Raw genomic sequence first — 23,245 nt, 5'->3', positions numbered from 1 at the left:
TGAATATGAGCAATGAAGAAAAATTTTTTGAACGGGAAAAAGGAATTCTGATTGTTATCTCAGGGCCTTCCTGTGCCGGTAAGGGTACGGTGTGTAAAATTGTGCGTGAAAACCGCCCGGAGATACGGCTTTCCGTTTCCGAGACCACCCGTTCACCAAGAAATTATGAAGTGCCGGGGAAGGATTACTTCTTTGTCACCAAAGAAGCGTTCGAACAGCGTATTGAGCAGGGGAAATATCTGGAATACGCAACGGTATATGATAATTATTACGGAACTCCAAAGGATTATGTTGAAAATTTGCTCGAAGAAGGGTATGATGTTATATTGGAGATCGATATTCAGGGCGCCGCGAAGGTTCGGGAAAACTACAAGGAAGGTATTTATATCTTTATAGCGCCCCCGTCCATGAAGGAGCTGCGCAGAAGAATTGAAATGCGTGGAACAGAAAGTGCGGAGCAGATGGAAATGCGCCTGAGCTGTGCCTATGATGAGATGACCAACGCGGATGATTACAGCTATATTGTCATTAATCAGGATAAAAATGTGGCGGCGCATCAGGTCGAATCCATTATCACTGCTGAAAAATGCAGAACTGAACGTCTGAAAAACAAAGTAAATGATATTCTAGGGAGGTAGAAATGAAACCAAATATTACAGATAATTATACAAGTAAAGGGATGCGCTACCCAGCCATCAACGATTTAATTTCCAAAGCGAGCAATAAATATGAGCTGGTGCTGGCGACTGCTAAAAGAGCAAGAGAGATCATTGACGGTGACGAACCCCTGGTCAAGATTACCATTGATAATCCAGTTTCCATTGCCACTGCCGAAATCGCACAGGATCTTGTGCGCCCCGTACAGCCTGTGGAAACCTCAGAGGTTGACGATGTTTTTGAAGATGCTGTTTTCCCGGAAGATGATCTTTTCAGCGAAGCGGAGACAACGGCTGACATGGCTGAAGATTTATAGGAACAGTTGTGAAATTTGCTGAGATTTATTTAAATCAGACCAATAAGCGAATTGATCATCCTTACGATTATAAAATACCGGAAAGGTTTGAGTCGGTCATTGTTCCCGGAGTGCGCGTCGGCGTAACCTTCGGGAACGGAAACCGTCAGCTTGAGGGCTTTGTGGTCCGTGTAAAAGAGGAAACCGCTTATCCGGATAAAATCAAAGAACTTGAAGCAGTTATTGATGAAAGCCCGATTTTAACAAAGGAACAGATCGCTTTATGTCTCTGGATGAAAAGCACCTACTGCGCTTTGTTTTATGAGGGCCTTTATCATTTTACAAACCCTGTGAAGGTTGTTAAACGGCTGGAAGTTTCAGCGGAAGATCCCTACGAGAACCGGATCGCCTTTGAGCCTTACGAGTCCATTGAAAGAGTCTACCGGCTTGTGCGAAAGGAACCGGTCCGCGGAGCGGTTCAGAAAAAGATCCTTGAGCTGCTTGAGACAAGAGACTTCACCAGAAGAGAACTCTGTGAGCTTTTGGGAGCGGTGGGCAGCAGTCTTCGTACCTTAGAGAAAAAGGGACTGGTTATAGCTTATGAACGGGATACAAGCTGCGCAGTATCCGATGGAAAAGCAATGCCGGAAAAAATTACACTCTCTGAGAGCAGTGAATTTTTGTACCGCCAGTTTTTGGAAAAACGGCAAAAGGGCCGCCCATGCTTTATTTTTGAGGAAAATTCAGATACCAGACTCATGCTTTACTGTAAAGCGGTAGAGGAATGCCTGAACGGGGGAAAGACTGCCCTGATGCTTTTCCCGGAAATTGGGCTTTCCCTTGAGATGCGGGCCCTGCTTTATCGATATTTTGGTAATGCTGTGGCAGTTTGTCATGGGAAGCTCAGTCAGAAGGAGCGATACCAGATTTTTAAACGGGTGAGCTGTGGCGAGATAAAAGTATTGGTGGGCTCGAGAGCCGCTTTGTTTATGCCTTTCAGAAAGCTTGGGCTCATCGTTGTCGATGAAGAGCGCGATCCATCTTATTACGCGGCTGCCATGCCCCGGTATAACACCATTACCATTGCCCAGAAATACGCAGCCCTCTGCGGCGCAGATTTGATTGTCAGTGACGAGATTCCGTCTGTTGCCGCCGTAAAAAACACAGAGAGCGGGGAGTGGACAGGAATCTATAATGCGCCCTGCTTTGTAAGAAAAAAGCCCGTGCCTGTTATCGTTGATATGCAGAGCGAAATGAAGTCGGGAAATTTTGATTTTATGAGCTGCCGCCTCAGGGAGAGTCTTGAAAAAACACTGGCCGAAAAAAAGACGGCTATGCTGCTGATCAATAAGCGCGGCTACGCCTCCTATGTGTTTTGCAGAAGCTGCGGTTATGTCGAAAAGTGTCCTGCCTGTGGGGTCAGTCTGAAATACTACGCGGGAAGCGATGTTTTAAAATGTCATTATTGCGGGTATACTAAAAAAAGAAACACGGTCTGTCCCGAATGCGGAGAGAAAAAAATCAAGGCGCTGGGGCTGGGCATTGATCAGGTTTATGAGCTGCTCAAAAATCGTTACCCAGATTGTAATATTTTAAAGCTGGACGGTGAGACCATTGCCTCTTATGATGATTTCAAAAGGGTCAAACAAGAGCTCGCGGAAAAACACTGGGATATTATTCTGGGTACGCGGATGCTGCTGAGAAATTTTAATTTTCAAAATATTGGATTAGCCGCGGCGCTGCTCATCGATGGCGACTTAAACCACGGGGATTACAGCTCATCGGAAAACGCCTATCAGCTTTACAGGCGCTTTTTCAACCGCATGACCGAGAATACGCCGTGCCTGATCCAGACCTATGAGCCGGATAATATAACGAACGAGGCACTGGCCTCGGAAAATCCTTCGGATTTCTATCGACAGGAATTTGAATATCGGCGTCTCATGGGCTATCCGCCCGAAAAGCACCTTGTTCTGTTCAGTCTGTTTCATTCGGATGAAGTACAGGTGGCGGATGACAGCCGGGAGTTTTTTCGTTCGTTGCAAAAAGCCTGCGGATCTGGAGCGGATGTGGAAATATTTGAGCCCTTTTTATCTGGCGTGATTCGTGGAAATGGTCAGATTCGCTGGAAAATTTTGTTAAAAGCAAAGGATTTGGATGCCTTTAAACATATTATTGAAGAAATAACGGCGGCAGGAGAAATTGAGCGGTTGGCCTCAAAGGTGTCGATCGAGATTGATCCCCCTGCTACCTTGTAGAAAGGAGAATATAATGGCTATAAGAAAAATGCGGGTAAACGACGATCCGATTCTCAGAAAAAAGACCCGAGAGATTACGGAAATAAATGATCGGATCATTGAACTGCAAAAAGATATGCTGGATACAATGTATGCTGAGGAAGGTGTTGGACTGGCGGCGCCTCAGGTCGGGGTGCTGAAACAACTGATTGTGATTGATATCGGTGAAGGCCCGGTAACCTTGATTAATCCGGAGATTACAAAGCAGGAAGGCTCAGTTGTTGAGGAAGAAGCCTGTTTAAGCTTTCCGGACCGCTCCGGCAAAGTGGAACGGCCGGAATTCGTTACAGTTGAATATACCGATTTAAGCGGTGACCGCTATGAAATGGAATGCCAGGGGCTGATGGCCCGGGCTGTGTGCCATGAGGTTGATCATCTGAATGGCATAGTGTTTCTGGATAGGGTAATTAAATGACAAAATTACGCGTAGTATTGATGGGAACCACCGATTTTGCGGTTCCCGCCCTCAATAAGCTGGTGGAGGCCGGACATGATGTGGCGGCTGTGGTCGCTCAGCCTGACCGGCCAAACCAGCGGGGAAAAAAGATAAAATTTCTGCCGGTGAAGCAGCGCGCGCTGGAGCTGGGAATACCGGTCCTGCAGCCTGAAAAGATTAAAACGCCAGAAGCGGTCGAAGCACTGCGCTCGCTGAAAGCAGACGTCTTTGTGGTAGCTGCCTATGGTCAGATACTGTCTGAGGAGATCCTGTTTATGCCCCCTTTAGGCTCTGTGAACATTCACGGCTCACTGCTGCCCAAATACCGGGGCGCCGCTCCGGTACATCACGCTATTCTCGACGGAGAAACAGAGTCGGGCGTCACCATCATGAAGATGGATATTGGCATGGATACAGGCGATATGCTCGCAAAGGTGAGTGTGCCCATCGATGCGAAAACGACCGTCGGTTTTCTTCATGACCTTTTGGCGGAAAAAGGAGCAGAGCTGTTGATCATCACGCTGGAATCTCTCAAAAACGGTACGGCGGTCCCTGAAAAACAGGACGAAGCCCAGGCAACCTATGCAGATAAGGTTGAAAAGACTACCGGAAAGCTTGACTGGAATCAAACGAGCTTTAAAATTCTACGGCGCATTAACGGTACCGATCCTTTCCCTGGCGCTTATACTGAATTAAACGGCGAAAAGATAAAATGCTTTGAGCCGGAAAGCTTAGACTATTCTGGAGAAGAACTTCCTGGAACAGTCCTGCGGGCAGATACAAAGCATGGATTAGTTGTAAAAACAGGTGACGGTGCACTGGTGGTTGGAGAAATTCAGATGCCGGGTAAGAAAAGAATGCCGTCAAAGGTTTATTTCAATGGGAATAGTATCGCTCCGGGCTCGCGGTTTGAATAGATTAAGCTTGATTTTAGAGTGCTTTTGTATAATGGATCACAAATAATTAAAATTGTGAGGAAAATAAAATGTTTTTAAGTTATTACAGTTCAATGCTGATTTTGATACCTGGGCTTATATTAGCGGCCTATGCGCAGTATCAGGTCAGCAGTGCCTATAAAACCTACAGCCGTGTGCGGACCAGGAACGGTCTGACCGGGGCCGAAGCAGCGCGGAAGTTGCTGGATATCAACGGACTTAGCAATGTCGGGATTGAGAGCATTGGCGGAAACCTGACAGACCACTATGACCCCAGACACAAGGTTATGCGCTTGTCTGGCGGTGTAGGCAGCCAGGACAGCATTGCGGCTGTCGGCGTCGCGGCGCATGAAACCGGCCACGCCATTCAGGACAAGGAGGGTTACTTCCCTCTGCGCTTCCGCAATGCCATCGTACCAGTCTGCAATTTCGCCTCAAATGCTGCGTGGCCTTTGTTTTTCATCGGCCTGATTTTTGGCAGAGGCAGTACTGGCTTTGGTGTGACACTGATGAACATTGGGATTATTTTGTTCTGTGTTTCACTCGTGTTTTATATTATCACACTGCCGGTAGAATTTAATGCAAGCCGGAGGGCTGTCGCGGCTCTGGAAGAGTATCAGCTTATTGCTCCAGGTGAAGAACAGGGCGTTAAAAAAGTACTTCGGGCGGCAGCGTTAACCTATGTTGCCAGTACCCTTATGGCTTTTTTAAACCTGCTGCGTCTGCTAGCGCTCCGGAACAGGAACTAGCCGCCTATGAGAATTCGCGAACAAGCCGTAAAAACGCTTCTCAGAGTCGGCAGGGAGGGCGCTTATTCCAATCTGGAAACTAAAAAGGTGCTTGGAGAAAATTATTATAAAGAAGAGGATCGTGGACTTTATCTTAATATTGTCTACGGGACTCTCCAAAACAAGCTGTATCTGGATTACCTTTTAAAAAAGCATATTAAAAAAGATCTGAATAAGCTGGACCCCGAGGTGTTGGAAATACTCCGGGTCGCGGTTTATCAGATTTATTTTTTGGATAAAATTCCGGCCTATGCTGCGGTCAATGAATCCGTTGAGATAGCTGGAAGCCTTAAGCCAAAGGCCAGAGGGTTTATCAACGGAGTGCTCAGAAACATACTCCGGAACAAGGCTGAGGATGAGACTTTTGATTTTTCTTCCTTCAGCAATGAGAAGGAGGCGCTGTCCATCCGTTATTCTATACCAGTCTGGATCATCCATAAATATTATGAAACCTTCGGTGCCAAAAAGGCGGAGGAAATTATTCCTCTGCTCAATGAAAAGCCTCCTTTTACCATAAGAGTAAACACGCTTAAAATTGACAGAGATACTCTGGAAGGAAAACTTTCAGATCAGGGGATTTGCTGTGAAAAGGGAGCGCTTGACGGTGATGCTCTCCATTTAAGCTGTCTGGGGAGCTTTGAGAATCAGGTGCAGCGTGACCCGCTGTTTACAGCTGGCTATTTTGTGGTTCAGGATCAGGGGGCTATGAAGGCCGCGCGGCTTTTGGGGCCTGAAAAGAAGGACCGTGTATTGGATATGTGTGCTGCGCCGGGGGGGAAAACGACCCATTTGAGCCAGTTAATGGAAAATGAAGGCGCTGTTGTCGCCCGCGATATTTTTGACAGCCGTCTAAAGCTGATCGAGGAAACCGCTGGCCGCCTGGGCATTCGTAATATTGAAACACAGAAAACAGACGGTTGTATTTTCAGACAAGAGGATCAGGAAGCTTTTGACAAGATATTGTTGGACGCGCCTTGCTCAGGCCTTGGCATCATCCGCAGAAAGCCTGAGATACGTTATACTATCACGAAAAACGTCCGGAAAGAGCTGATCCGGATTCAGAGACAGCTTCTGGATCATGCGGTACAATACCTGAAGCCAGGTGGGACACTGGTCTACTGTACCTGTACGGTCAACAGCGATGAAAATGAAAAGCAGATTGAGCGGGTGCTGAAGGAGTACCCCTTTATGAGCATAGAAACCGTCTCAGAAGAGGGGATCGGCCTTCATACCAGCCCCCTTGATGATGGCTGTGACTGCTTTTTTATGGCAAAATTGAAAAAAGATTGTTAATTTTGTTAGAATTTGTGTTATAATAAGTAAAAGTGTATTGACTCAATTAGAATCCGGCTTTATGCCGGATTTTTAATTGGATAGAAAGGTAATCCATTTTCTGATGGAAAATATATTTGGAAAAACATTAAATGAGTGTAAAAAGCTGATGGAAGAAGCCGGAGAGCCGTCCTTTAGAGGGAAACAGCTCTATCAATGGCTGTATGAAAAGAAGGCGGCGCATCTTGACGATTGCACGAATCTTTCGAAAGGCCTTCGGGAAAAGCTGAAAACCCGGTATGCTATCGAACATGGAAGCATTGAAAAAATACAGAAAGACCCTGTGGATGAAACCCGAAAATATCTGATCCGTCTGCCGGACGGCAACAGCATTGAGACAGTGCTGATGTCCTATCATCACGGGTATTCCCTGTGCGTTTCCAGTCAGGTCGGCTGCAGGATGGGCTGCGCGTTCTGCGCTTCCACAAGAGGCGGGAAAATCCGAGACCTTGAGGCAGGCGAGATTCTGGATCAAATTTATCTGACAGAGCAGGAAGCAGGAATCCGAGTTTCCAATGTCGTAATTATGGGGATTGGCGAGCCGCTGGATAATTATGAGAATATACTGAAATTTATAAACATCGCAAACGAGGGCTGGGGAATCGGACAGCGCAAAATCACCCTGTCTACCTGTGGCCTTGTCCCCCAGATTGAAGCGCTGGCAGAACTGGACCTTCAGATCAACCTTGCCATTTCACTGCATTCGCCTTTCCAGGAACGCCGGGAAACATTGATGCCTGTGGCAAAAAAATACCGGATTGAAGAACTTCTTAAGGTTTGTAACAATTATTTTACAAAAACAAAGAGAAGAATCACATTTGAATACGCATTGATCGAAGGATTTAATGACCGGCCCGAAGATGTAGCTGAGCTTGCTGAAATACTGGGAAAAATGCCTTGTCATATCAACTTAATCGGCCTGAATCCGGTTACGGAAAGTGTGTACAGGGGAAGCCGAAATGTAAATTTTTTTAGCAATGAGTTGAAAAAACGCGGTATTACTTGTACAATTAGAAGGAAAATAGGCGATAATATCGACGCGGCCTGTGGACAGCTGCGCCAGAAAGCAGACGGGATGAAGAGGTGATGAGATGAAGTGCGCGTATTCTTCAAACATAGGTGCCAAACGAAAAGTGAATCAGGACGCTTGTCTGGCAGCTACCATTGAAAACAGTGGAAGAAAATACTATGTCTTCGCAGTAGCCGATGGTCTTGGCGGTCACCGTTCCGGTGAAATCGCCAGTCAGATGGCTGTTGATTATATAAAAGAAAAGCTGTCAGATGTCGAAAATTATTTTGACTATGACGAAATGTACCATTTTGTCAATGCGATCAATCACGAGATTATTGATGTGAGCCGAAATTGTGAAGAGTGTCTTGGTATGGCGACGACTCTCACCATGTGCATATTGGATGGTAGCCGTTTAGGCGTTATTCATGTGGGCGACAGTCGGGCTTACCGCATTAACAAAGAAGGAATGGAGCAGTTAACAAAGGACCACTCATTGGTTCAGGTGCTGGTGGATGAGGGGAAAATCACTTCGGTGGAAGCTAGTGTCCATCCTCAGAAAAACGTCATTACTCGCGCGCTCGGAACAGACGATATTGTTCAGCCGGATCTGTATGATTATCAGGTAACCACGGAGGATGTCATTTTGATTTGCTCCGACGGTCTTTACAATATGGTTGACGAAGGGGCTATTCGGGAAATTGTCTTAACGTATTCTCTGGAAGACGCGACCAAGGAATTGATTAACTTAGCAAACCACAACGGTGGCAATGATAACATTACCGTTGTACTGTTTAACCCAAAGGAAGAGGTAACTGCCAATGATTAGTAAGGTCTTGAACAATCGCTACGAGATAATTGAATTGATCGGGCGCGGAGGCATGGCCTATGTTTACAAAGCAAAGGACCGTAAGCTTAACCGTTATGTAGCGGTTAAGGTTTTGCGTGAAGAGTACACAGAAAACGAACAATTCATCAAGAAATTTGACCGCGAGTCTCAGGCGGCTGCGGGTCTTTCCCATCCAAATATTGTCTCAGTTTACGATGTGGGTGTGGAAGGTGATATCTATTATATCATTATGGAGTATGTGGATGGCATTACCCTGAAGCAGTACTTGAATAAAAAAGGACATCTCGATTATAAAGAAGCCACCCGTTTTATCATTGATGTGGCGGCAGCGCTTAAATGTGCGCATGAGCATAAAATTATTCACAGGGATATAAAACCCCACAACATTCTTTTAACTCGCGATTTGGTGCCAAAGGTTGCGGATTTTGGTATTGCAAGAGCCATCACCAGCTCTACGGTAACCATGACCAACCAGACCATGGGCTCTGTTCATTATATTTCACCCGAACAGGCGAGAGGCGGCTTTGTGGATGAGCGTTCCGATCTTTATTCCCTCGGCATCATGTATTATGAGCTGCTGACCGGACAGCTTCCTTTTGATGAGGAAAATACCGTTACCATTGCTATTAAGCATATTCAGGAGGAGCTGGTGCCTCCGAAGGAAATCATGCCGGATATACCGACCAGTGTCAATGATATTGTGGTTAAGCTGACTCATAAAAAGCCTGAAGACCGCTATCAGAATATGGATGAGCTGATCGATGACCTTGAGAAAATTATGGTGGACGCGAATGCGGCAGTAGGTGATAACGGTGCTGCAGTCAGCGATGAAACACAGATTATCGGCGATGAAGGGCTTTTTAAAATTGAGCCGGTTACAGGTCCGATCGAAAGCGGTTATCATGAAGATGACGAGGAAGAAGAAGACGATCTGGTCCAGGCCCAGCGGAAGAAAAAGAAAAAAATTATTGCTTTTTCCATTGCTGGCGGTATTTTGGCGATTATCCTGATCGTTATCTTGGTGAATACATTGACGACAAAGGCGGTTATGGTTCCAAACGTTAAGAACATGACCCAGGAACAGGCAACGCAGGAGCTGGAAAAGGCGGGATTAAAGCTGGAGGTTGAAAACCAGGTATACAGCTCAGATGTTGAATCTGGCAAAATCGTTTCTCAAAATCCTGAAGAGGGAAGAGAAATGAAAAAAGGACAGACTGTCAAGGTAACAGTGAGCAAGGGAACTCAGAATGTCACGGTGCCAAAGGTCATCGGGCTAAGTGAGGCAGAAGCCACCGCGGCCATCGACAAACTGAAGCTGGTTAAGAATGTTAAGCGTGAGTACAACAGCGATGTTGCCACAGGCATTGTCTATTCGGTTGATCCTGGCGAAGGAGTCAGTGTCGCTGAAGGCACCAGCATTACCCTTTATGTCAGCAAGGGACAGGATCTCGTGACGGTTCCTGGAATCGTGGGGATGAGTGAGTCCGCCGCAGAGGCGCAGATTGAGGACAGCGGACTGAGTGTAGGCAGGGTAACGACCAGTGAAAGCGACACTGTGAGCGCCGGCCTCGTCATCAGCCAGTCACCGACAGAGGGAACACAAACCGAAAGAGGCACCTCAATCAATTTTGTGGTCAGCAGCGGTAAGCCGACGCCGAGCCCAACTCCGACGCCGAGTCCAACTCCGACACCAACGCCAAAACCAGATCCTTCAACAGAGCCTGGAGAACAGTAAGTGATGCCGCATGAAACAAAATAGAATCTCAGGAAGAATTATCAAAGGAATCGGAGGGTTTTACTATGTAAGACCCAACGGTTCCACTTCTTTATTAGAATGTAAAGCCCGCGGCATTTTCAGACACCAGAAAATCAAGCCCATGGTCGGTGATTTTGTAGAGGTGGTCGAAAATGACAGGGACGAACTGGCAATTGATGAAATAAAACCAAGAAAAAACGAATTTGTACGCCCGCCTGTATCCAATGTAGACGTGGCGTTAATTGTGTTTGCCGGAGAAAATCCAAGCCCAAACCTTTTGCTTTTAGATAAACTGCTGATTGCCTCAGAAATGAAAGAGGTTGAACCAGTCATCTGTATTACAAAAACAGACCTTGTGGAGGCAGATGAGCTGCAGAGGATTATGGATATTTACGCGAAAACGCCTTATAAATGCTTTGCTTTTGATCAGGAAGACAACGATGCCCTGCGGGCGATTGAAAGCCAAATAGAGGGAAAAACGGCCTTTCTCGCTGGTCCGTCAGGAGTAGGTAAATCAACGTTGGCCAACAGGTTGTGTGAGGCAGGTGTCATGGAAACAGGAGAACTCAGCCAGAAGCTTAACCGCGGCAAGCATACGACACGTCATGTTGAACTGCTGGATTTAAAGGCCGGCGGGTATTTGCTGGATACTCCGGGATTTTCATCCCTCAAGCTCGATGGCGAAATTGAGAAGGAGGATCTTCGGTTTTATTTTCCGGAGTTTGAGGAGGGCTCCTGCCGATTTGCGAGCTGCTTGCATCAGAGTGAGCCTGGGTGCGCAGTAAAAGAGCAGCTTGGAAAGGGTGAAATCAGCCCAGTGCGTTATGAGCATTACAGTTATCTTTTGGATGAAATAAAAAATAAGAGAAGTGACTATTAGAATGAAAGCAGTTGTTTTTACAAACGGGCAGTATGAAAATTTAGCTTTTTATAAAAATTATCTGGAGAACCAGGAGAATTTCCAGGTGATTTGTGCCGACGGCGGCGCAAACGCCGCTCATTCCCTGGGCATAACGCCACAACTGCTAGTTGGCGATATGGATTCGATCCATGCAGAGCTGCTTGCAGATTATTCAGAAAGGGGTGTGGTTATAGAACCCCATTCTACACATAAAGACGAAACGGATACTGAGCTGGCTATTGAGTACTGCGTAAAAAAAGGCTTTGATACTGTGGTAATCCTCGGCGCTCTGGGAAGCCGGTTTGATCACAGCTTTGGAAATCTTTATTTACTGAACCGTCTTTTAAAAGAAGGAATTCAGGGTGAGATTGTCAATGAAAGCAATCGGATTTTTCTGGTAAAAGACAGTGCTGTCCTGGATGTGCCGGTGGGAACGACCGTCTCAGTTCTGGCATTTACTGATCAGGCCAGCGGAATTAACCTTAAAGGATTTGAGTATCCGGTAAAAAATGGTGTGATGGCGCATTTTGCTCCAGGGTATGGCATCAGTAATGTAACAGTGGAAAAATGTCCTGAAATATCGGTAGAGCAAGGAATTTTGATGGTTGATATTATAAATGAGTAAAATAAAAACGTGCAAGTATTATACCTGCACGTTTTTATAAGTTAAAACGAGAACTATGCTCTTTCAACTTTACCGGAACGTAAACATCTGGTGCAAACATTAACTCTTTGTGGAGTACCATCAAGTACAATTTTAACTTTTTGTAAATTAGGTTTCCATACTCTTTTATTATGTTTATTAGAGTGAGTGACATTGTTGCCAGACACAACGCTTTTTTTACATACAAAACATTCTTTAGCCATTTGTCCAACCTCCCTTGCGCTATTCTTCTACTAAAACAGAGGTTATTATATCACAAAATTTAAAAATAATGCAATAAGAATTTTGACTTTCTTGAAATATTTATGTAAAATAGATATGATATAGTTGAGTAAAGAAGATAAAGGAGTATTTACCAATGAAAATAGAAAATGAATTAGGATATATTGATATCTCGCGTAAAGCGATTGCGGATATTGCCGGAAACGCTGCTATGGGATGCTACGGCTTAGTCGGTATGGCACATCAGCGCGGTAAGGACGGTTTGATTGAAATAATGTCGGGAGAGCAGGCCAGTAAGGGCGTCGGCGTCAAGATCGATGACGACGGAAAGCTGATTATCGATCTGTACGTGATCGTAGAGCAGGCAATAAAGATTTCTGTGGTGGCTGAAAATATTATTTCAGCTGTAAAATATAGCGTTGAAAAACAAACTTCACTGAAGGTAAAACGCATCAGTGTTAATGTCGTAAGCGTAAGAGTGTAGGTGGAGGAAGGCATGAAGACCCAAATTATTGATGGAAATTTGCTAAAAAAAATGTTCGAGTATGGTGCGAAAAATCTCGAAATCTATAAAAAAACAGTAGATGAGCTTAATGTGTTCCCAGTACCGGATGGCGATACAGGAACCAATATGTCTTTAACTTTCTCACATTCGGTAAGCGAGCTGGAAAAAATGACGGGCGTCAGCCTTTATAGTGTGGCAAAGACCGCATCCAGCGGTGCTTTGATCGGTGCGCGCGGCAACTCAGGCGTTATCCTGTCTCAACTGCTCCGCGGCTTAGCCGAAGGTTGTAAAGATAAAGAAGAATTGGATATCAAGGGCCTTGGAATGGCGATTCGCGCCGCCGCAGACGCTGCTTATAAAGCTGTCATGAAGCCTACTGAAGGTACAATTCTGACAGTTGCGCGTGAAATGGCCGAATTTGCCATGGACAATTACGACCGTTACGATAATCTGGACGATTATCTTGAAAACATCATTTCCTATGGCAAAAAATCGTTGGCGAAAACACCAGAATTGCTGCCGGTATTAAAGGAAGCTGGTGTGGTAGACGCCGGTGGACAAGGCTTGATTTTTATTATGGAAGGCGCCTATAAAGGAATGACCAATCAGGAGCTGAGCCAGGAGGTGCATCTGAATATCAGCGACCGCGAGCGTTTTGTCGACGATTCAAATATGCGGCCTGAGGACATTACCTTTGGCTATTGTACTGAATTCATCGTTAAGGACGCTGCCGAAGCGGACGATAATGAGCTGCGTGAATATTTAAATACGATCGGGGACTGTGTGCTCGTCATTAAAGATGACGACATCATCAAAGTGCATGTGCACACTGACCACCCAGGCAAGGCTTTTGAAAAAGGTCTGACCTATGGCGCTCTGATCCGTATGAAGGTTGATAATATGCGTGAAATGCTCGGCGCACCTGAAGGGGAAGCTGAAGACAGTGAGCCAGCTAAGCCCTATGGTTTTGTAGCCGTATCCCCGGGAGCGGGCCTTACCAATTTGTTTAAGGATCTGGGGATTACCCGTGTGATTTCCGGTGGACAGACCATGAATCCAAGCACCCAGGATTTTCTGGATGAAATAGAAAAGACCAATGCGGAAGAAATTTTCCTTTTCCCGAATAACAGCAATATTATCATGGCTGCCAATCAGGCACAGGCCATTTCAGAAAAGCATGTGCATGTTATTCCAACCAAGACAATTCCACAGTGTGTCACAGCAATGCTGACTTTCCAGCCCGAGGTTGACTGGGAAGAAAATGAAAAGAACATGCTGGAAGTCATTCCGACGGTTAAAACCGGAGAGGTTACCTTTGCGGTTCGGGATACAAAGATCAATGGCCTGAAGATTGCCAAAAATGATATTATCGGTATTTTCGGCGGCGAAATCGTCGTGAAGGGCGATGAAGTAGCTGCGGTGACCAAAGAACTTCTGGATAAAATGGTTGACGAGGACAGCGAGCTGGTTTCTGTTTATTACGGCTCAGATGTGGCTGAGGACGATGCGGAAGCGCTGGTTGAAGATCTGGAAGAAAAATTTGAAGACTGCGATGTAGAAATTAACGAAGGCGGACAGCCGCTGTATTATTACATTGTGTCGGTAGAGTAAATTTAGAGGGGATAAGATGAAAGCATCGGATTCAATTAGAAACATATCGGGTATCGGTCCCAAAAGGGCTGAAGCTTTTGGAGAACACGGTATTACAACAATTGAAGAGCTGCTTGATTTTTATCCCCGAAAGTATCTGAATCGAAAAATAATGGGCTCGTTTCAAACAGAAACTGAGGAGTCTGTAACCATAAAGGCTGTTGCGGCGAAAAGAGGAACACTGCGGCGTATCCGGAAAAATATGTCTCTTTTTGTGCTGCCGGTTGTTGAAACGCTTGAAAATGGCGAACCGGTAAAAGGCGAGATCGTCTGGTTTAACCAGCCCTATCTCAGAGATATTTTTTCCGAAAATGAAACCTATTATTTTTTCGGAAAGGTTGTCATAAAGAATAATCGGCGTCAAATGTATAATCCCCAGTTTGCTCACGAGAGCAAGCTAGAGGATTTCTTTATTCTTACCCCTGTTTATCCCAAGATTGAGGGCGTTCCAGGGGAATCGCTAAAAAAATATATGGCTGCTGTTTTTAAGCAGCAGATGCTCATAAAAGACGATTTGCCAAAGCGTTACCAGAAAAAGTATCACTTGCTGTCAAAAGAGCAGGCCCTTAAAAAAATACATTTTCCGGATACACCCGAGGATGTGGCTGAAGGAAAGGGACGGATAAAGTTTGAGGAAGCGCTGAAGATCAACATTGGTATTATGAACAGCCGGGCTTTAAACGGTGTGTCAAAGATCAGTCTTGACAATTTTGAGGCGCTCAGGCGTTTTGCCAAAGGCCTTCCCTTTGAACTGACAGCCAGCCAGCTGAAGGTACTTGATGACATTGTGGACGATATGAAAAAGGGAATCGTTATGAACCGGCTGGTTCAGGGCGATGTAGGCTCTGGAAAAACGATCATTGCGGTTGCGTGTGCTTATCTCATGGCGCTCAATGGCTACCAGACCGCATATATGGCGCCGACAGAGATACTGGCTAACCAGCACGCCGCGAATTTTAAACAGTATCTTGAACCCTACGGCATTCGTGTTGAGCTTCTGACGGGCTCACAGAAAGCAAAAGAACGAAACGCGGTGCTGGCGACCATTGCCAGCGGTGAGGCGCAGGTGATCATCGGTACGCATGCACTTATACAGGACAGCGTGGCCTATTATAATCTGGGCTTGGTCATCACCGATGAGCAGCACCGTTTTGGGGTTAAGCAGCGCGGGAGGCTCAGTCTAAAGGGAGAAACACCACACACACTGGTCATGAGCGCTACCCCAATTCCCAGAACACTGGCGTTAATTCTTTATGGCGATTTGGATGTTTCCTACATTGACGAACTGCCAAAAGGACGAAAAAAAATTAAGACCTATTTTTATAATGAGAAATCTTATCCGAAGATTTTGAATTTTATGGCAGATGAAATGAACAAGGGACGGCAGGCTTTTGTCATTTGCCCGTTCATTGAAGAGTCAGAGGAAATGAGTGAGGTTAAGGACATTCAAAGCGTATTTTCAGAGGTAAAACAGTTTTACGGAAGCCGTTACCGCATAGCCTGTCTTTACAGTCGTATGCCTGCTGAAGACAAAAAGCAGATCATTGATGCCTTTAACAGCTGTGAAATTGACCTTCTGGTCGCTACCAGTATTATTGAAGTTGGGATCGACGTGCCCAATGTTTCAGTGATCACGATTCTCAGCGCAGACCGTTTTGGTCTGTCCCAGCTCCATCAGCTCCGGGGGCGTGTGGGGCGGGGAATGCATCAATCCTATTGCTTTTTAGTCTCTAATTCCAGAAACGAACAGACCATTGAGCGGATGCGCGTGATTGTCAACAACCACAGTGGCAAGAAGATCGCAGATGAAGATTACCGTCTGCGCGGGCCGGGCGATTATTTTGGATTGAAGCAGCACGGATTCCCCGAATTCAAAGCGTTAAATCCTTATGAGGATTTTGATCTTATAAGTGAAACCAAAAGAGTGGCAACAGAAATTTACAATTCCAGCGATAAAGAGACAATGGCCTACAGGGCTCGGATTATTGAAACATTCTACAAAAATTTATCGGAAATTTCTATGAATTAGAGGGAGAATGAAATGCGTGTAATAGCAGGAGAAAAAAGAGGAACAAACCTTGTATCCATCTGCGGCGACTTTATAAGACCGACGACAGATAAGGTTAAGGGGGCTGTCTTTAACAGTATTCAGGTAGAACTGAGGGAAGCCCAGGTTTTTGTTGATCTTTTTGGCGGGAGCGGCGCCATGGGGATAGAAGCTCTCAGCCGCGGGGTTCCGCAGGCCTATTTTTTTGATATTTCCAGAGACAGCATTGGTATTATTAAGAAAAATTTAAAATTGACTGGTTTCGAAAGCAGAGCAATTGTAAAAAAATGTTCAGCAGAAGAAGGAATTGGTTTTTTATGCAAAAATTCAGTAAAATGTGATATGATGTACATGGATCCACCGTATAAGGATGGAATTAGCATGATTTCGATCGTGGAAAAAATCTGTGAGAAAAAAATCTTGAATTCTGATGGAATTATAATGATGGAACACGAAAAATCTGTTATAATGCCAATAACGATTAAATCATTTGCAAAATATAAAGAAAAAAAGTATGGAACGACATTAGTCAGTTTTTATAGTTGGGAGAATTTTGGTCAATGAGAAGTGCTGTGTATCCCGGAAGCTTTGACCCGGTTACCTTTGGTCATCTGGACATTATAGAAAGAGCCTCAAAGCATTTTGATAAGGTCATTGTGTGCGTAATGGTAAATTATAAAAAGAATTACCTGTTTTCCAGTGAGGAAAGGTGTGCGATGATCCGAGAGAGTGTGGCCCATTTGGAAAACGTAGAGGTTGATGCTTCGTCCTCTCTGCTGGTGGACTATGCAAAATCAAAAGGAGCCCAGGTAATCCTGAAGGGCCTTCGGACAGTACAGGACTTTGAATTTGAGCTGCAGATGGCCCTGACAAATAAAAAACTGGACAGTGATGTTGAAACTTTTTTTATGGTGACAAACAATCAATATTCCTACTTGAGCTCAAGCGTCGTGCGGGAGCTTATGGAATTCGATGGGGATGTGTCAGATTTCATACCTCCACATGTTGAAAAAGCGATACGGATAAAATATGGGAAGGATGCTAGAGAATGAAGGTTTTAGAACTGCTAACTGAATTGGAAGAACTTGTGGAAAAGGGAAATACCCTGCCATTTTCGTCAAAGGCTTTGGTCAGTCCCGAAGAAATAATGGAAATCATCGATGAAATACGGGAGGAACTGCCGGCAGAGCTGGTACAGGCCCGGGAAATAGTAGAGCAGAAGAAAAAAATAATGGTCGAAGCAGAAGGAGATGCAGAGCGGATCAAAAATGAAGCTGAGAAAAAGTTGAAGGAAATGATTGATACCAACGAAATTACCAGAACCGCCACGGCTCAGGCAGAAACGATCATAAAAAATGCTCAGGCAAGCGCTAAAGAGTTGCGTATTGGGACACAGCATTATTCGGATAAAATACTCTACAACCTCCAGGTACAGCTGAAAGAGCTGAACGATAAAATCGAAGCGAACCGAAAAGAAATTAAAGAAATTAAGTAATGGCTGAATAGGACTTTTTAAGTCCTATTTTTTGCAATAAGATAAATCTGTATACAAAATTTTAAAAAAGGAATAAGTGGAAAGTAAAGTGATCGAAATAGGAAAAATGCAGCATTTGACGGTTGACCGTCAGACATCAGTAGGTTTATATTTAACAGCAGGCGATAGTAGTGATAAAAAGAAGGACAGTGTTCTGCTGCCGCAAAAGGAAGCGCCTGAAAACTGTAAGGTTGGTGATGAAATTGAGGCGTTTGTTTACCGGGATTCCCAGGATCGTCTCATCGCGACGACAAGAAAGCCCAAAATTATGCTGGGCGAGTTTGCGCCTTTAAGGGTGGTGGACATCACTAAGGTCGGCGCCTTTTTGGACTGGGGCCTGGAGAAAGATCTCTTGCTGCCTTACCATGAGCAGATTACAAGAGTGCAGAAGGGGCGCGAATACCTTGTGAATCTTTATATTGACAAGAGCAACCGTCTGTGTGCGACCATGAAGGTTTATCCGCTGCTAAAGGCTCAGTCACCCTATAAGGACGGCGATTGGGTTGAAGGGTATATTTATCAGATCAATCCAGAGCTTGGAGCATTTGTCGCTGTAGACAACGCCTATCACGGCATGATCCTGAAAAAAGAAATGACCTCCGATTTTCACTGTGGCGATAAAATCAAGGCCAGAGTCACAGAGATTCGTAAGGATGGCAAGCTGGTTTTAAGCCCCAATAAAAAAGCTTATAAAGAAATACCGAAGGATGCGTTTTTAATTCTGGATAAGTTGAAGAAAAACGGCGGCATGCTGCCGTATAATGACAAAACGAATCCTTCAATCATCAGCAAGGAGTTTAAGATGAGCAAAAGCTCCTTTAAACGCGCATTGGGCAAGCTGATGAAAGAAAAGAAAATAAAACAGACGGCCAACGGCATCGAGCTGACTGGCAAATAAAGAGGTAAGGAATGTCTCAGGTAGCTTTAATTCAATGTGATTCCTATGACACAGAAGCTGTTTATAAAGCTCTAAAGAAGGGCGTATCAGCACTGGGGGGGATCGAGCGTTTTGTCCGCCCCGAGGAAAAGATTTTACTGAAGCCTAATCTGCTTCGCGGTAAGAAAAAGGAAAGTGCCGTAACGACTCATCCGGCAGTGTTTGAAGCAGTGGTTCGCATTCTGGAAGAGGCGGCGTGTAAGCATCTCTGCTATGGCGATTCTCCGGGAATCGGAAATCCTGAAAAGGTTGCAGAGGAAGCAGGAATCAAGGAAGTGGCCGACCGGCATGACATCTCACTTTTGGAGTTTTCAAAGGGAGAATCAGTCGCTTATCCTGAAGGGGTGACGACCAAGAAATTTGAACTGGCTGAGGGTGTCTTGGAAAGCGATGCCATTATCAGCATCTGTAAGATGAAAACTCACGGTCTCACACGGATTACCGGTGCGGTAAAAAACCAGCTTGGTTGTGTTTATGGATTTAATAAGGGAGCGTGCCACGCGCGTTATCCTGACAGCCTGCAATTTGGAAAAATGCTGGTCGATTTGAACCTCTGCATAAAGCCCCGTCTTTTTGTCATGGATGGGATTATCGCCATGGAGGGGAATGGCCCGGCGTCAGGCACACCCGTTGCCATGAATTTGCTGCTGGTTTCAGATGATCCTGTCGCTCTGGATGCTACCTTTGCCCGTTTGGTGGACCTGGAGCCGTCTTATGTGCCAACAATTGTTTCTGGTGAAGAGATGGGACTTGGCACAGGTGACGCTGGTAGAATTGAGATCCTCGGCGAAAAGCTGGAGGACCACGTCAACCGGAACTTTAATGTTGAGCGGATTCCAGTCCGGTCCGAGGTGAACAGCACCATTGGCCAGTTGTCTAAAATCAGAGGGTTGATTACCAGAAAACCCGTTATCATTGAGGAGCGCTGTGTGCGCTGTGGTATCTGTGTCGCGTCCTGTCCTCTGGAGGATAAAGCGCTGACCTGGAAGGAAACACACAAGGGCCGTGTGCCGCATTACAATTATCATAAATGCATTCGGTGCTACTGTTGTCAGGAAATGTGTCCTAAGAAGGCGATTACCGTTAAAACGCCGCTCTTAGGTAAATTGTTGATATATCGTTAAATTTTTATCTTTTAAAATAGTCTTGACAGTTTATTTTAAAAATAATATCATAGACTGAATTACTAAATTATACTAAAGTAAAGGGAGTGATTCCACTGTTAGCGGCAAAATTAATTTTAAAGTGTTTGGAGAAAGAGAATGTGGAGGTTGTCTTCGGTTATCCGGGCGGTGCGCTGCTGCCCTTATACGAAGCATTTCGTGAATCACCCATCCAGCATGTGCTGGTCCGGAATGAACAGGCAGGACCCCATTACGCCAGCGGTTATTCAAGAGAGTCTGGCAAGGTAGGTGTCTGCCTGGCAACCTCTGGTCCGGGGGCAACCAATATGGTCACTGGAATCGCTACCGCTTATTTAGACTCTATTCCGCTTGTTGCCATTACAGGACAGGTTAACAGAGATCTTATTGGAACGGATGCTTTTCAGGAAGCGGATATTACCGGTGCCACTGAACCATTTACAAAACATTCTTATCTGGTTCAGGACGCGGCAGATATTCCGCGGATTATAAGAGAAGCATTTCACATTGCCTCCACAGGCCGGCCAGGTCCTGTTTTGATTGATATTCCAAGAGATGTGCAGAATACGAATCTCAAAAGTATCAAATATTGTGAGAAGGTAGAAATACGGGGATATAAGCCAACCTACGAGGGACATACGGGTCAGATACGGAGAGCGATCAGAAAGATGAAAGCAGCTAAGCGTCCGATCATTTATGCCGGCGGTGGCGTGGTTTTAAGCTATGCCGAAAAAGAACTCCTTACCTTTGCAGAACAAAATGGGATTCCTGTTATCACTACACTGATGGGGATTGGGTGTTTTCCGGAAGACAATCCGTTGTACTGCGGGATTGCCGGCAGCCATGGCTTTGAGTATTCGAATAAAATTTTAGAGGCAGCAGATCTCTGTATCTGCGTAGGCGCCCGGATGTCTGACAGGGGAACCAATAACCTGATGGATATGATCAATGATATGGAGCTCATCCACATTGATATTGACCCTGCAGAAATCGGGAAAAACATTGATGATACCAATGTACCCATTGTAGGCGATGCACGTACGGTTTTACTGGATCTGATCCAGAAGGATTTGAAAAAGGATACCAGGGACTGGTTGAAAACCATTGAGATTATCAAGGAAAATCATCCGCTTTTGTATGATACACATCTGGAACTGGGCCTGGTGAATCCCAAGCTTCTGTTTGAAAAGTTAGGGGAGATTGCTTCGGATAATGCGACCGTCGTTGCAGATGTCGGGCTGAATCAAATTTGGTCTGCGCTGTATTTTAAGGTTTGCAAGGACCGGCATTATTTTACTTCAGGCGGCTTGGGGACTATGGGATACAGCATTCCAGCGGCCGGTGGCGTTGCCTTTGCGACACGGGAAAACCCGAAACAGATCTTTGCAATTTGCGGCGATGGCAGCTTTCAGATGTCCATGGGCGAGCTGGGGGTTATCGCAGAACATAACCTGAATATCAACATTATTATGATCAATAACCACAAGCTTGGAATGGTGCGTCAGCTTCAGCATGATAATTACGGAAAAAATCATTACAGTGGGACAGACATTAATTTCAGCATTGATTTTATGAAGTTGGCTGAGGCATATGGCATTAAAGGGTATCAGGCGAGCACCAATGCAGAGGCCGAAGCGGCCTTGAATGACGCCATTGCCCACAACGGGCCGACTCTGATTGAATGTCAGGTTCATGAAGACTTTATAAAGATTTAGGAGAGAAGCCATGGAAAACTATTGTTTATCCCTCTTAGTTGAAAATAACTTTGGGGTTTTAAGCCGTATTGCAGGGCTTTTTGCAAGGCGCGGCTATAATATTGACAGCCTGACTGTCGGCACAACAGAGGATGCTCAGGTATCTCGCATTACCATAACGGTTACGGGCGATGAGCATATTCTTGCCCAGATAAAAAAACAGCTAAACAAACTTATCGACGTCATCAAGGTCATTGAGCTTAAACCGGAGGATTCAATTCGCAGGGAACTAGTGTTTATTAAGGTCAAAGCCAACGACGAAACCCGCTCCAACATTGTAGAAATTTCTAATTTATTCAGAGCCAATGTTGTAGATGTGGCACGCGAAAGCCTGGTACTTGAAATCACCGGTACCCGGGATAAGGTCGATGCGTTTTTTAATATGATTGAGCCATATGGAATTTTGGAATTTGTGCGCTCCGGCGATACTGGCCTTCAAAGAGGCCACCGGATGATTTAGGTGCTGCAGGGAATGAATTCAAAAAATAGAGGAGCATGCTTTATTTTACTGGCCGTCACGCTAATGAGCACAGGCGGCCTTTTGATTAAAAGCATTGAAGCGAGTGCAATTAGCATTGCTTTTGCAAGAAGTTTGATTGCAGGGTGTGTTTTTCTGCCGTTTATAAAATGGAAAGAAATCAAGTTCAGCAAAAATTATATCGGGCTTATTATTTCCTATACCTATCTAACCATCAGCTTTGTCATTGCCACTAAGCTGACAACTGCCGCCAATGCGATTATATTGCAGTGTACAGCGCCTTTGTGGCTGTATCTGGCTTATCTTATCGGCGGTAAAAAGAAGCTGGTCGCGTGGGAGTTTATTCCAAGGGTTACGATTCTGGCCGGTATTATTATTATTTTTTGCGACCCGTTGAATGCCTCGGGGAATGCGACTGCCATGGCAGGAAACCTTTTGGCCTTGTCGGCAGGTATTGCTTACGCGCTCGAACAGTATTTTATGGAGAAAAAGTATCCGATGAATGATATCACTATCATTGGATTTATCAATTTTATCATGGCTGGAGTAATGCTTGTGTTTATGCACAGCCAGATATCTTTTTCAGGCATCCCCACTGTAAACTGGTTATACCTTGTATTGCTCGGAGTCTTTCAAATTGGTATTTCTTACCTGTTTTTTCTCAAAGGGGTCCGGTTGGTATCTGCGTTTGAAGCGTCGATTCTATCGCTGCTGGAGCCAATACTTAACCCTGTTTTCGTCTTTTTCTTTGTGGGTGAGGTCCCGAGCTTTTATACGATTTGTGGCTTTGCGGCTATTTTGTGTGGGATTATACTGACCCTTATTCCCAGTAAAAAGGCAGCTGCAGCAACTCAGACAGGAGAAACCATTGAGATGAAGAATGAAAGAAAAATTTATTAGAATAAAAGTGAAAAAATTCGCAAGAAAGACTTGCAAATTTTAGAAATAGTAGTATAATAAAATCAATAAGGATTTATATTATAGAATAAGAAAATATTACCGCAAAACATTCCCGTTTTATCCTTAAAGCGGGAAAATTTCTTTAAAAAAATTGGA

Annotated in this window: 24 protein-coding genes; 23 read left to right on the top strand and 1 reads right to left on the bottom strand. The window is 45.0% G+C overall.

Annotation, left to right across the window (positions count from 1 at the left end; genetic code table 11):
- Window positions 1-5 precede the first annotated feature (5 nt).
- The 12 genes from gmk (at window position 6) to CPZ25_RS06610 (ending at window position 11,881) form a co-directional block, all read left to right on the top strand.
- Window positions 6-638 (top strand): guanylate kinase, encoded by a 633-nt coding sequence (gene gmk / locus CPZ25_RS06665; protein ID WP_058693942.1) that lies wholly within the window; start codon window positions 6-8, stop codon window positions 636-638.
- Window positions 639-640: 2 nt separating this feature from the next.
- Window positions 641-973 carry a DNA-directed RNA polymerase subunit omega gene (gene rpoZ, locus CPZ25_RS06660; RefSeq protein ID WP_058693943.1) on the top strand — a complete coding sequence of 111 codons (333 nt, stop codon included), beginning with the start codon at window positions 641-643 and terminating at the stop codon, window positions 971-973.
- Between the two features lie 8 nt (window positions 974-981).
- Window positions 982-3,210, top strand: coding sequence for a replication restart helicase PriA (gene priA, locus CPZ25_RS06655; protein ID WP_096919970.1), 2,229 nt, complete (start codon window positions 982-984; stop codon window positions 3,208-3,210).
- A 13-nt stretch (window positions 3,211-3,223) separates the two neighbouring features.
- Window positions 3,224-3,664, top strand: coding sequence for a peptide deformylase (gene def, locus CPZ25_RS06650; protein ID WP_058693945.1), 441 nt, complete (start codon window positions 3,224-3,226; stop codon window positions 3,662-3,664).
- Window positions 3,661-4,602 carry a methionyl-tRNA formyltransferase gene (gene fmt / locus CPZ25_RS06645; protein ID WP_096919971.1) on the top strand — a complete coding sequence of 314 codons (942 nt, stop codon included), beginning with the start codon at window positions 3,661-3,663 and terminating at the stop codon, window positions 4,600-4,602. Before def ends, fmt begins: the two co-directional genes overlap by 4 nt.
- 68 nt (window positions 4,603-4,670) lie before the next feature.
- Window positions 4,671-5,369, top strand: a complete 699-nt coding sequence (locus tag CPZ25_RS06640) for a zinc metallopeptidase (RefSeq protein WP_058693947.1) — start codon at window positions 4,671-4,673, stop codon at window positions 5,367-5,369.
- Window positions 5,370-5,375: 6 nt separating this feature from the next.
- Window positions 5,376-6,701 (top strand): 16S rRNA (cytosine(967)-C(5))-methyltransferase RsmB, encoded by a 1,326-nt coding sequence (gene rsmB / locus CPZ25_RS06635; RefSeq protein ID WP_096919972.1) that lies wholly within the window; start codon window positions 5,376-5,378, stop codon window positions 6,699-6,701.
- Window positions 6,702-6,804: 103 nt separating this feature from the next.
- The gene (gene rlmN / locus CPZ25_RS06630; protein WP_096919973.1) at window positions 6,805-7,827 is read left to right on the top strand and encodes a dual-specificity RNA methyltransferase RlmN; all 1,023 of its coding nucleotides are present in this window, start codon (window positions 6,805-6,807) and stop codon (window positions 7,825-7,827) included.
- Window positions 7,828-7,831: 4 nt separating this feature from the next.
- Entirely contained in the window at window positions 7,832-8,578 is a 747-nt protein-coding gene (locus CPZ25_RS06625) for a Stp1/IreP family PP2C-type Ser/Thr phosphatase (RefSeq protein ID WP_096919974.1), read from the top strand.
- A complete protein-coding gene (gene pknB / locus CPZ25_RS06620; protein WP_096919975.1) occupies window positions 8,571-10,334 on the top strand; it encodes a Stk1 family PASTA domain-containing Ser/Thr kinase in 1,764 nt (587 codons plus the stop codon). Before CPZ25_RS06625 ends, pknB begins: the two co-directional genes overlap by 8 nt.
- 10 nt (window positions 10,335-10,344) lie before the next feature.
- Window positions 10,345-11,235, top strand: coding sequence for a ribosome small subunit-dependent GTPase A (rsgA, locus tag CPZ25_RS06615; RefSeq protein ID WP_187368455.1), 891 nt, complete (start codon window positions 10,345-10,347; stop codon window positions 11,233-11,235).
- A gap of 1 nt (window position 11,236) precedes the next feature.
- The gene (locus CPZ25_RS06610; protein WP_096919976.1) at window positions 11,237-11,881 is read left to right on the top strand and encodes a thiamine diphosphokinase; all 645 of its coding nucleotides are present in this window, start codon (window positions 11,237-11,239) and stop codon (window positions 11,879-11,881) included.
- A 53-nt stretch (window positions 11,882-11,934) separates the two neighbouring features.
- Here CPZ25_RS06610 and rpmB read toward each other — a convergent pair whose 3' ends face one another.
- Complete coding sequence (gene rpmB / locus CPZ25_RS06605) at window positions 11,935-12,123, bottom strand: 50S ribosomal protein L28 (protein WP_073382339.1); 189 nt, start codon at window positions 12,121-12,123, stop codon at window positions 11,935-11,937.
- 155 nt (window positions 12,124-12,278) lie between these two features.
- Here rpmB and CPZ25_RS06600 point away from each other — a divergent pair, with 155 nt between their 5' ends.
- From CPZ25_RS06600 to CPZ25_RS06550, 11 genes are all read left to right on the top strand, one after another.
- Window positions 12,279-12,626, top strand: a complete 348-nt coding sequence (locus CPZ25_RS06600; RefSeq protein ID WP_058693955.1) for an Asp23/Gls24 family envelope stress response protein — start codon at window positions 12,279-12,281, stop codon at window positions 12,624-12,626.
- Window positions 12,627-12,638: 12 nt separating this feature from the next.
- Window positions 12,639-14,258 (top strand): DAK2 domain-containing protein, encoded by a 1,620-nt coding sequence (locus CPZ25_RS06595; protein ID WP_058693956.1) that lies wholly within the window; start codon window positions 12,639-12,641, stop codon window positions 14,256-14,258.
- A gap of 16 nt (window positions 14,259-14,274) precedes the next feature.
- On the top strand, window positions 14,275-16,326 hold the full coding sequence (gene recG, locus CPZ25_RS06590) for an ATP-dependent DNA helicase RecG (protein WP_096919977.1): 2,052 nt from the start codon (window positions 14,275-14,277) through the stop codon (window positions 16,324-16,326).
- Window positions 16,327-16,338: 12 nt separating this feature from the next.
- Window positions 16,339-16,908 carry a 16S rRNA (guanine(966)-N(2))-methyltransferase RsmD gene (gene rsmD, locus CPZ25_RS06585; protein WP_058693958.1) on the top strand — a complete coding sequence of 190 codons (570 nt, stop codon included), beginning with the start codon at window positions 16,339-16,341 and terminating at the stop codon, window positions 16,906-16,908.
- Window positions 16,905-17,396, top strand: coding sequence for a pantetheine-phosphate adenylyltransferase (gene coaD, locus CPZ25_RS06580; protein ID WP_096919978.1), 492 nt, complete (start codon window positions 16,905-16,907; stop codon window positions 17,394-17,396). The genes rsmD and coaD overlap by 4 nt, the downstream gene beginning before the upstream one ends.
- Complete coding sequence (locus CPZ25_RS06575; protein ID WP_013381586.1) at window positions 17,393-17,839, top strand: hypothetical protein; 447 nt, start codon at window positions 17,393-17,395, stop codon at window positions 17,837-17,839. The genes coaD and CPZ25_RS06575 overlap by 4 nt, the downstream gene beginning before the upstream one ends.
- Before the next feature lie 88 nt (window positions 17,840-17,927).
- Window positions 17,928-18,776, top strand: a complete 849-nt coding sequence (locus CPZ25_RS06570) for a CvfB family protein (protein WP_074617255.1) — start codon at window positions 17,928-17,930, stop codon at window positions 18,774-18,776.
- 11 nt (window positions 18,777-18,787) lie between these two features.
- Window positions 18,788-19,939 (top strand): DUF362 domain-containing protein, encoded by a 1,152-nt coding sequence (locus CPZ25_RS06565; protein WP_058693961.1) that lies wholly within the window; start codon window positions 18,788-18,790, stop codon window positions 19,937-19,939.
- A gap of 95 nt (window positions 19,940-20,034) precedes the next feature.
- Entirely contained in the window at window positions 20,035-21,672 is a 1,638-nt protein-coding gene (gene ilvB / locus CPZ25_RS06560; protein WP_074617287.1) for a biosynthetic-type acetolactate synthase large subunit, read from the top strand.
- Window positions 21,673-21,682: 10 nt separating this feature from the next.
- The gene (gene ilvN / locus CPZ25_RS06555; RefSeq protein WP_074617256.1) at window positions 21,683-22,171 is read left to right on the top strand and encodes an acetolactate synthase small subunit; all 489 of its coding nucleotides are present in this window, start codon (window positions 21,683-21,685) and stop codon (window positions 22,169-22,171) included.
- Window positions 22,172-22,183: 12 nt separating this feature from the next.
- The gene (locus tag CPZ25_RS06550; protein WP_058696352.1) at window positions 22,184-23,089 is read left to right on the top strand and encodes a DMT family transporter; all 906 of its coding nucleotides are present in this window, start codon (window positions 22,184-22,186) and stop codon (window positions 23,087-23,089) included.
- The last annotated feature ends 156 nt before the right edge of the window (window positions 23,090-23,245 follow it).

This window comes from Eubacterium maltosivorans (assembly GCF_002441855.2).
Taxonomy (GTDB): domain Bacteria; phylum Bacillota; class Clostridia; order Eubacteriales; family Eubacteriaceae; genus Eubacterium; species Eubacterium maltosivorans.
The sequence above is the reverse complement of the archived record's forward strand: the minus strand, read 5'-3'. Positions and strand labels throughout refer to the sequence as shown.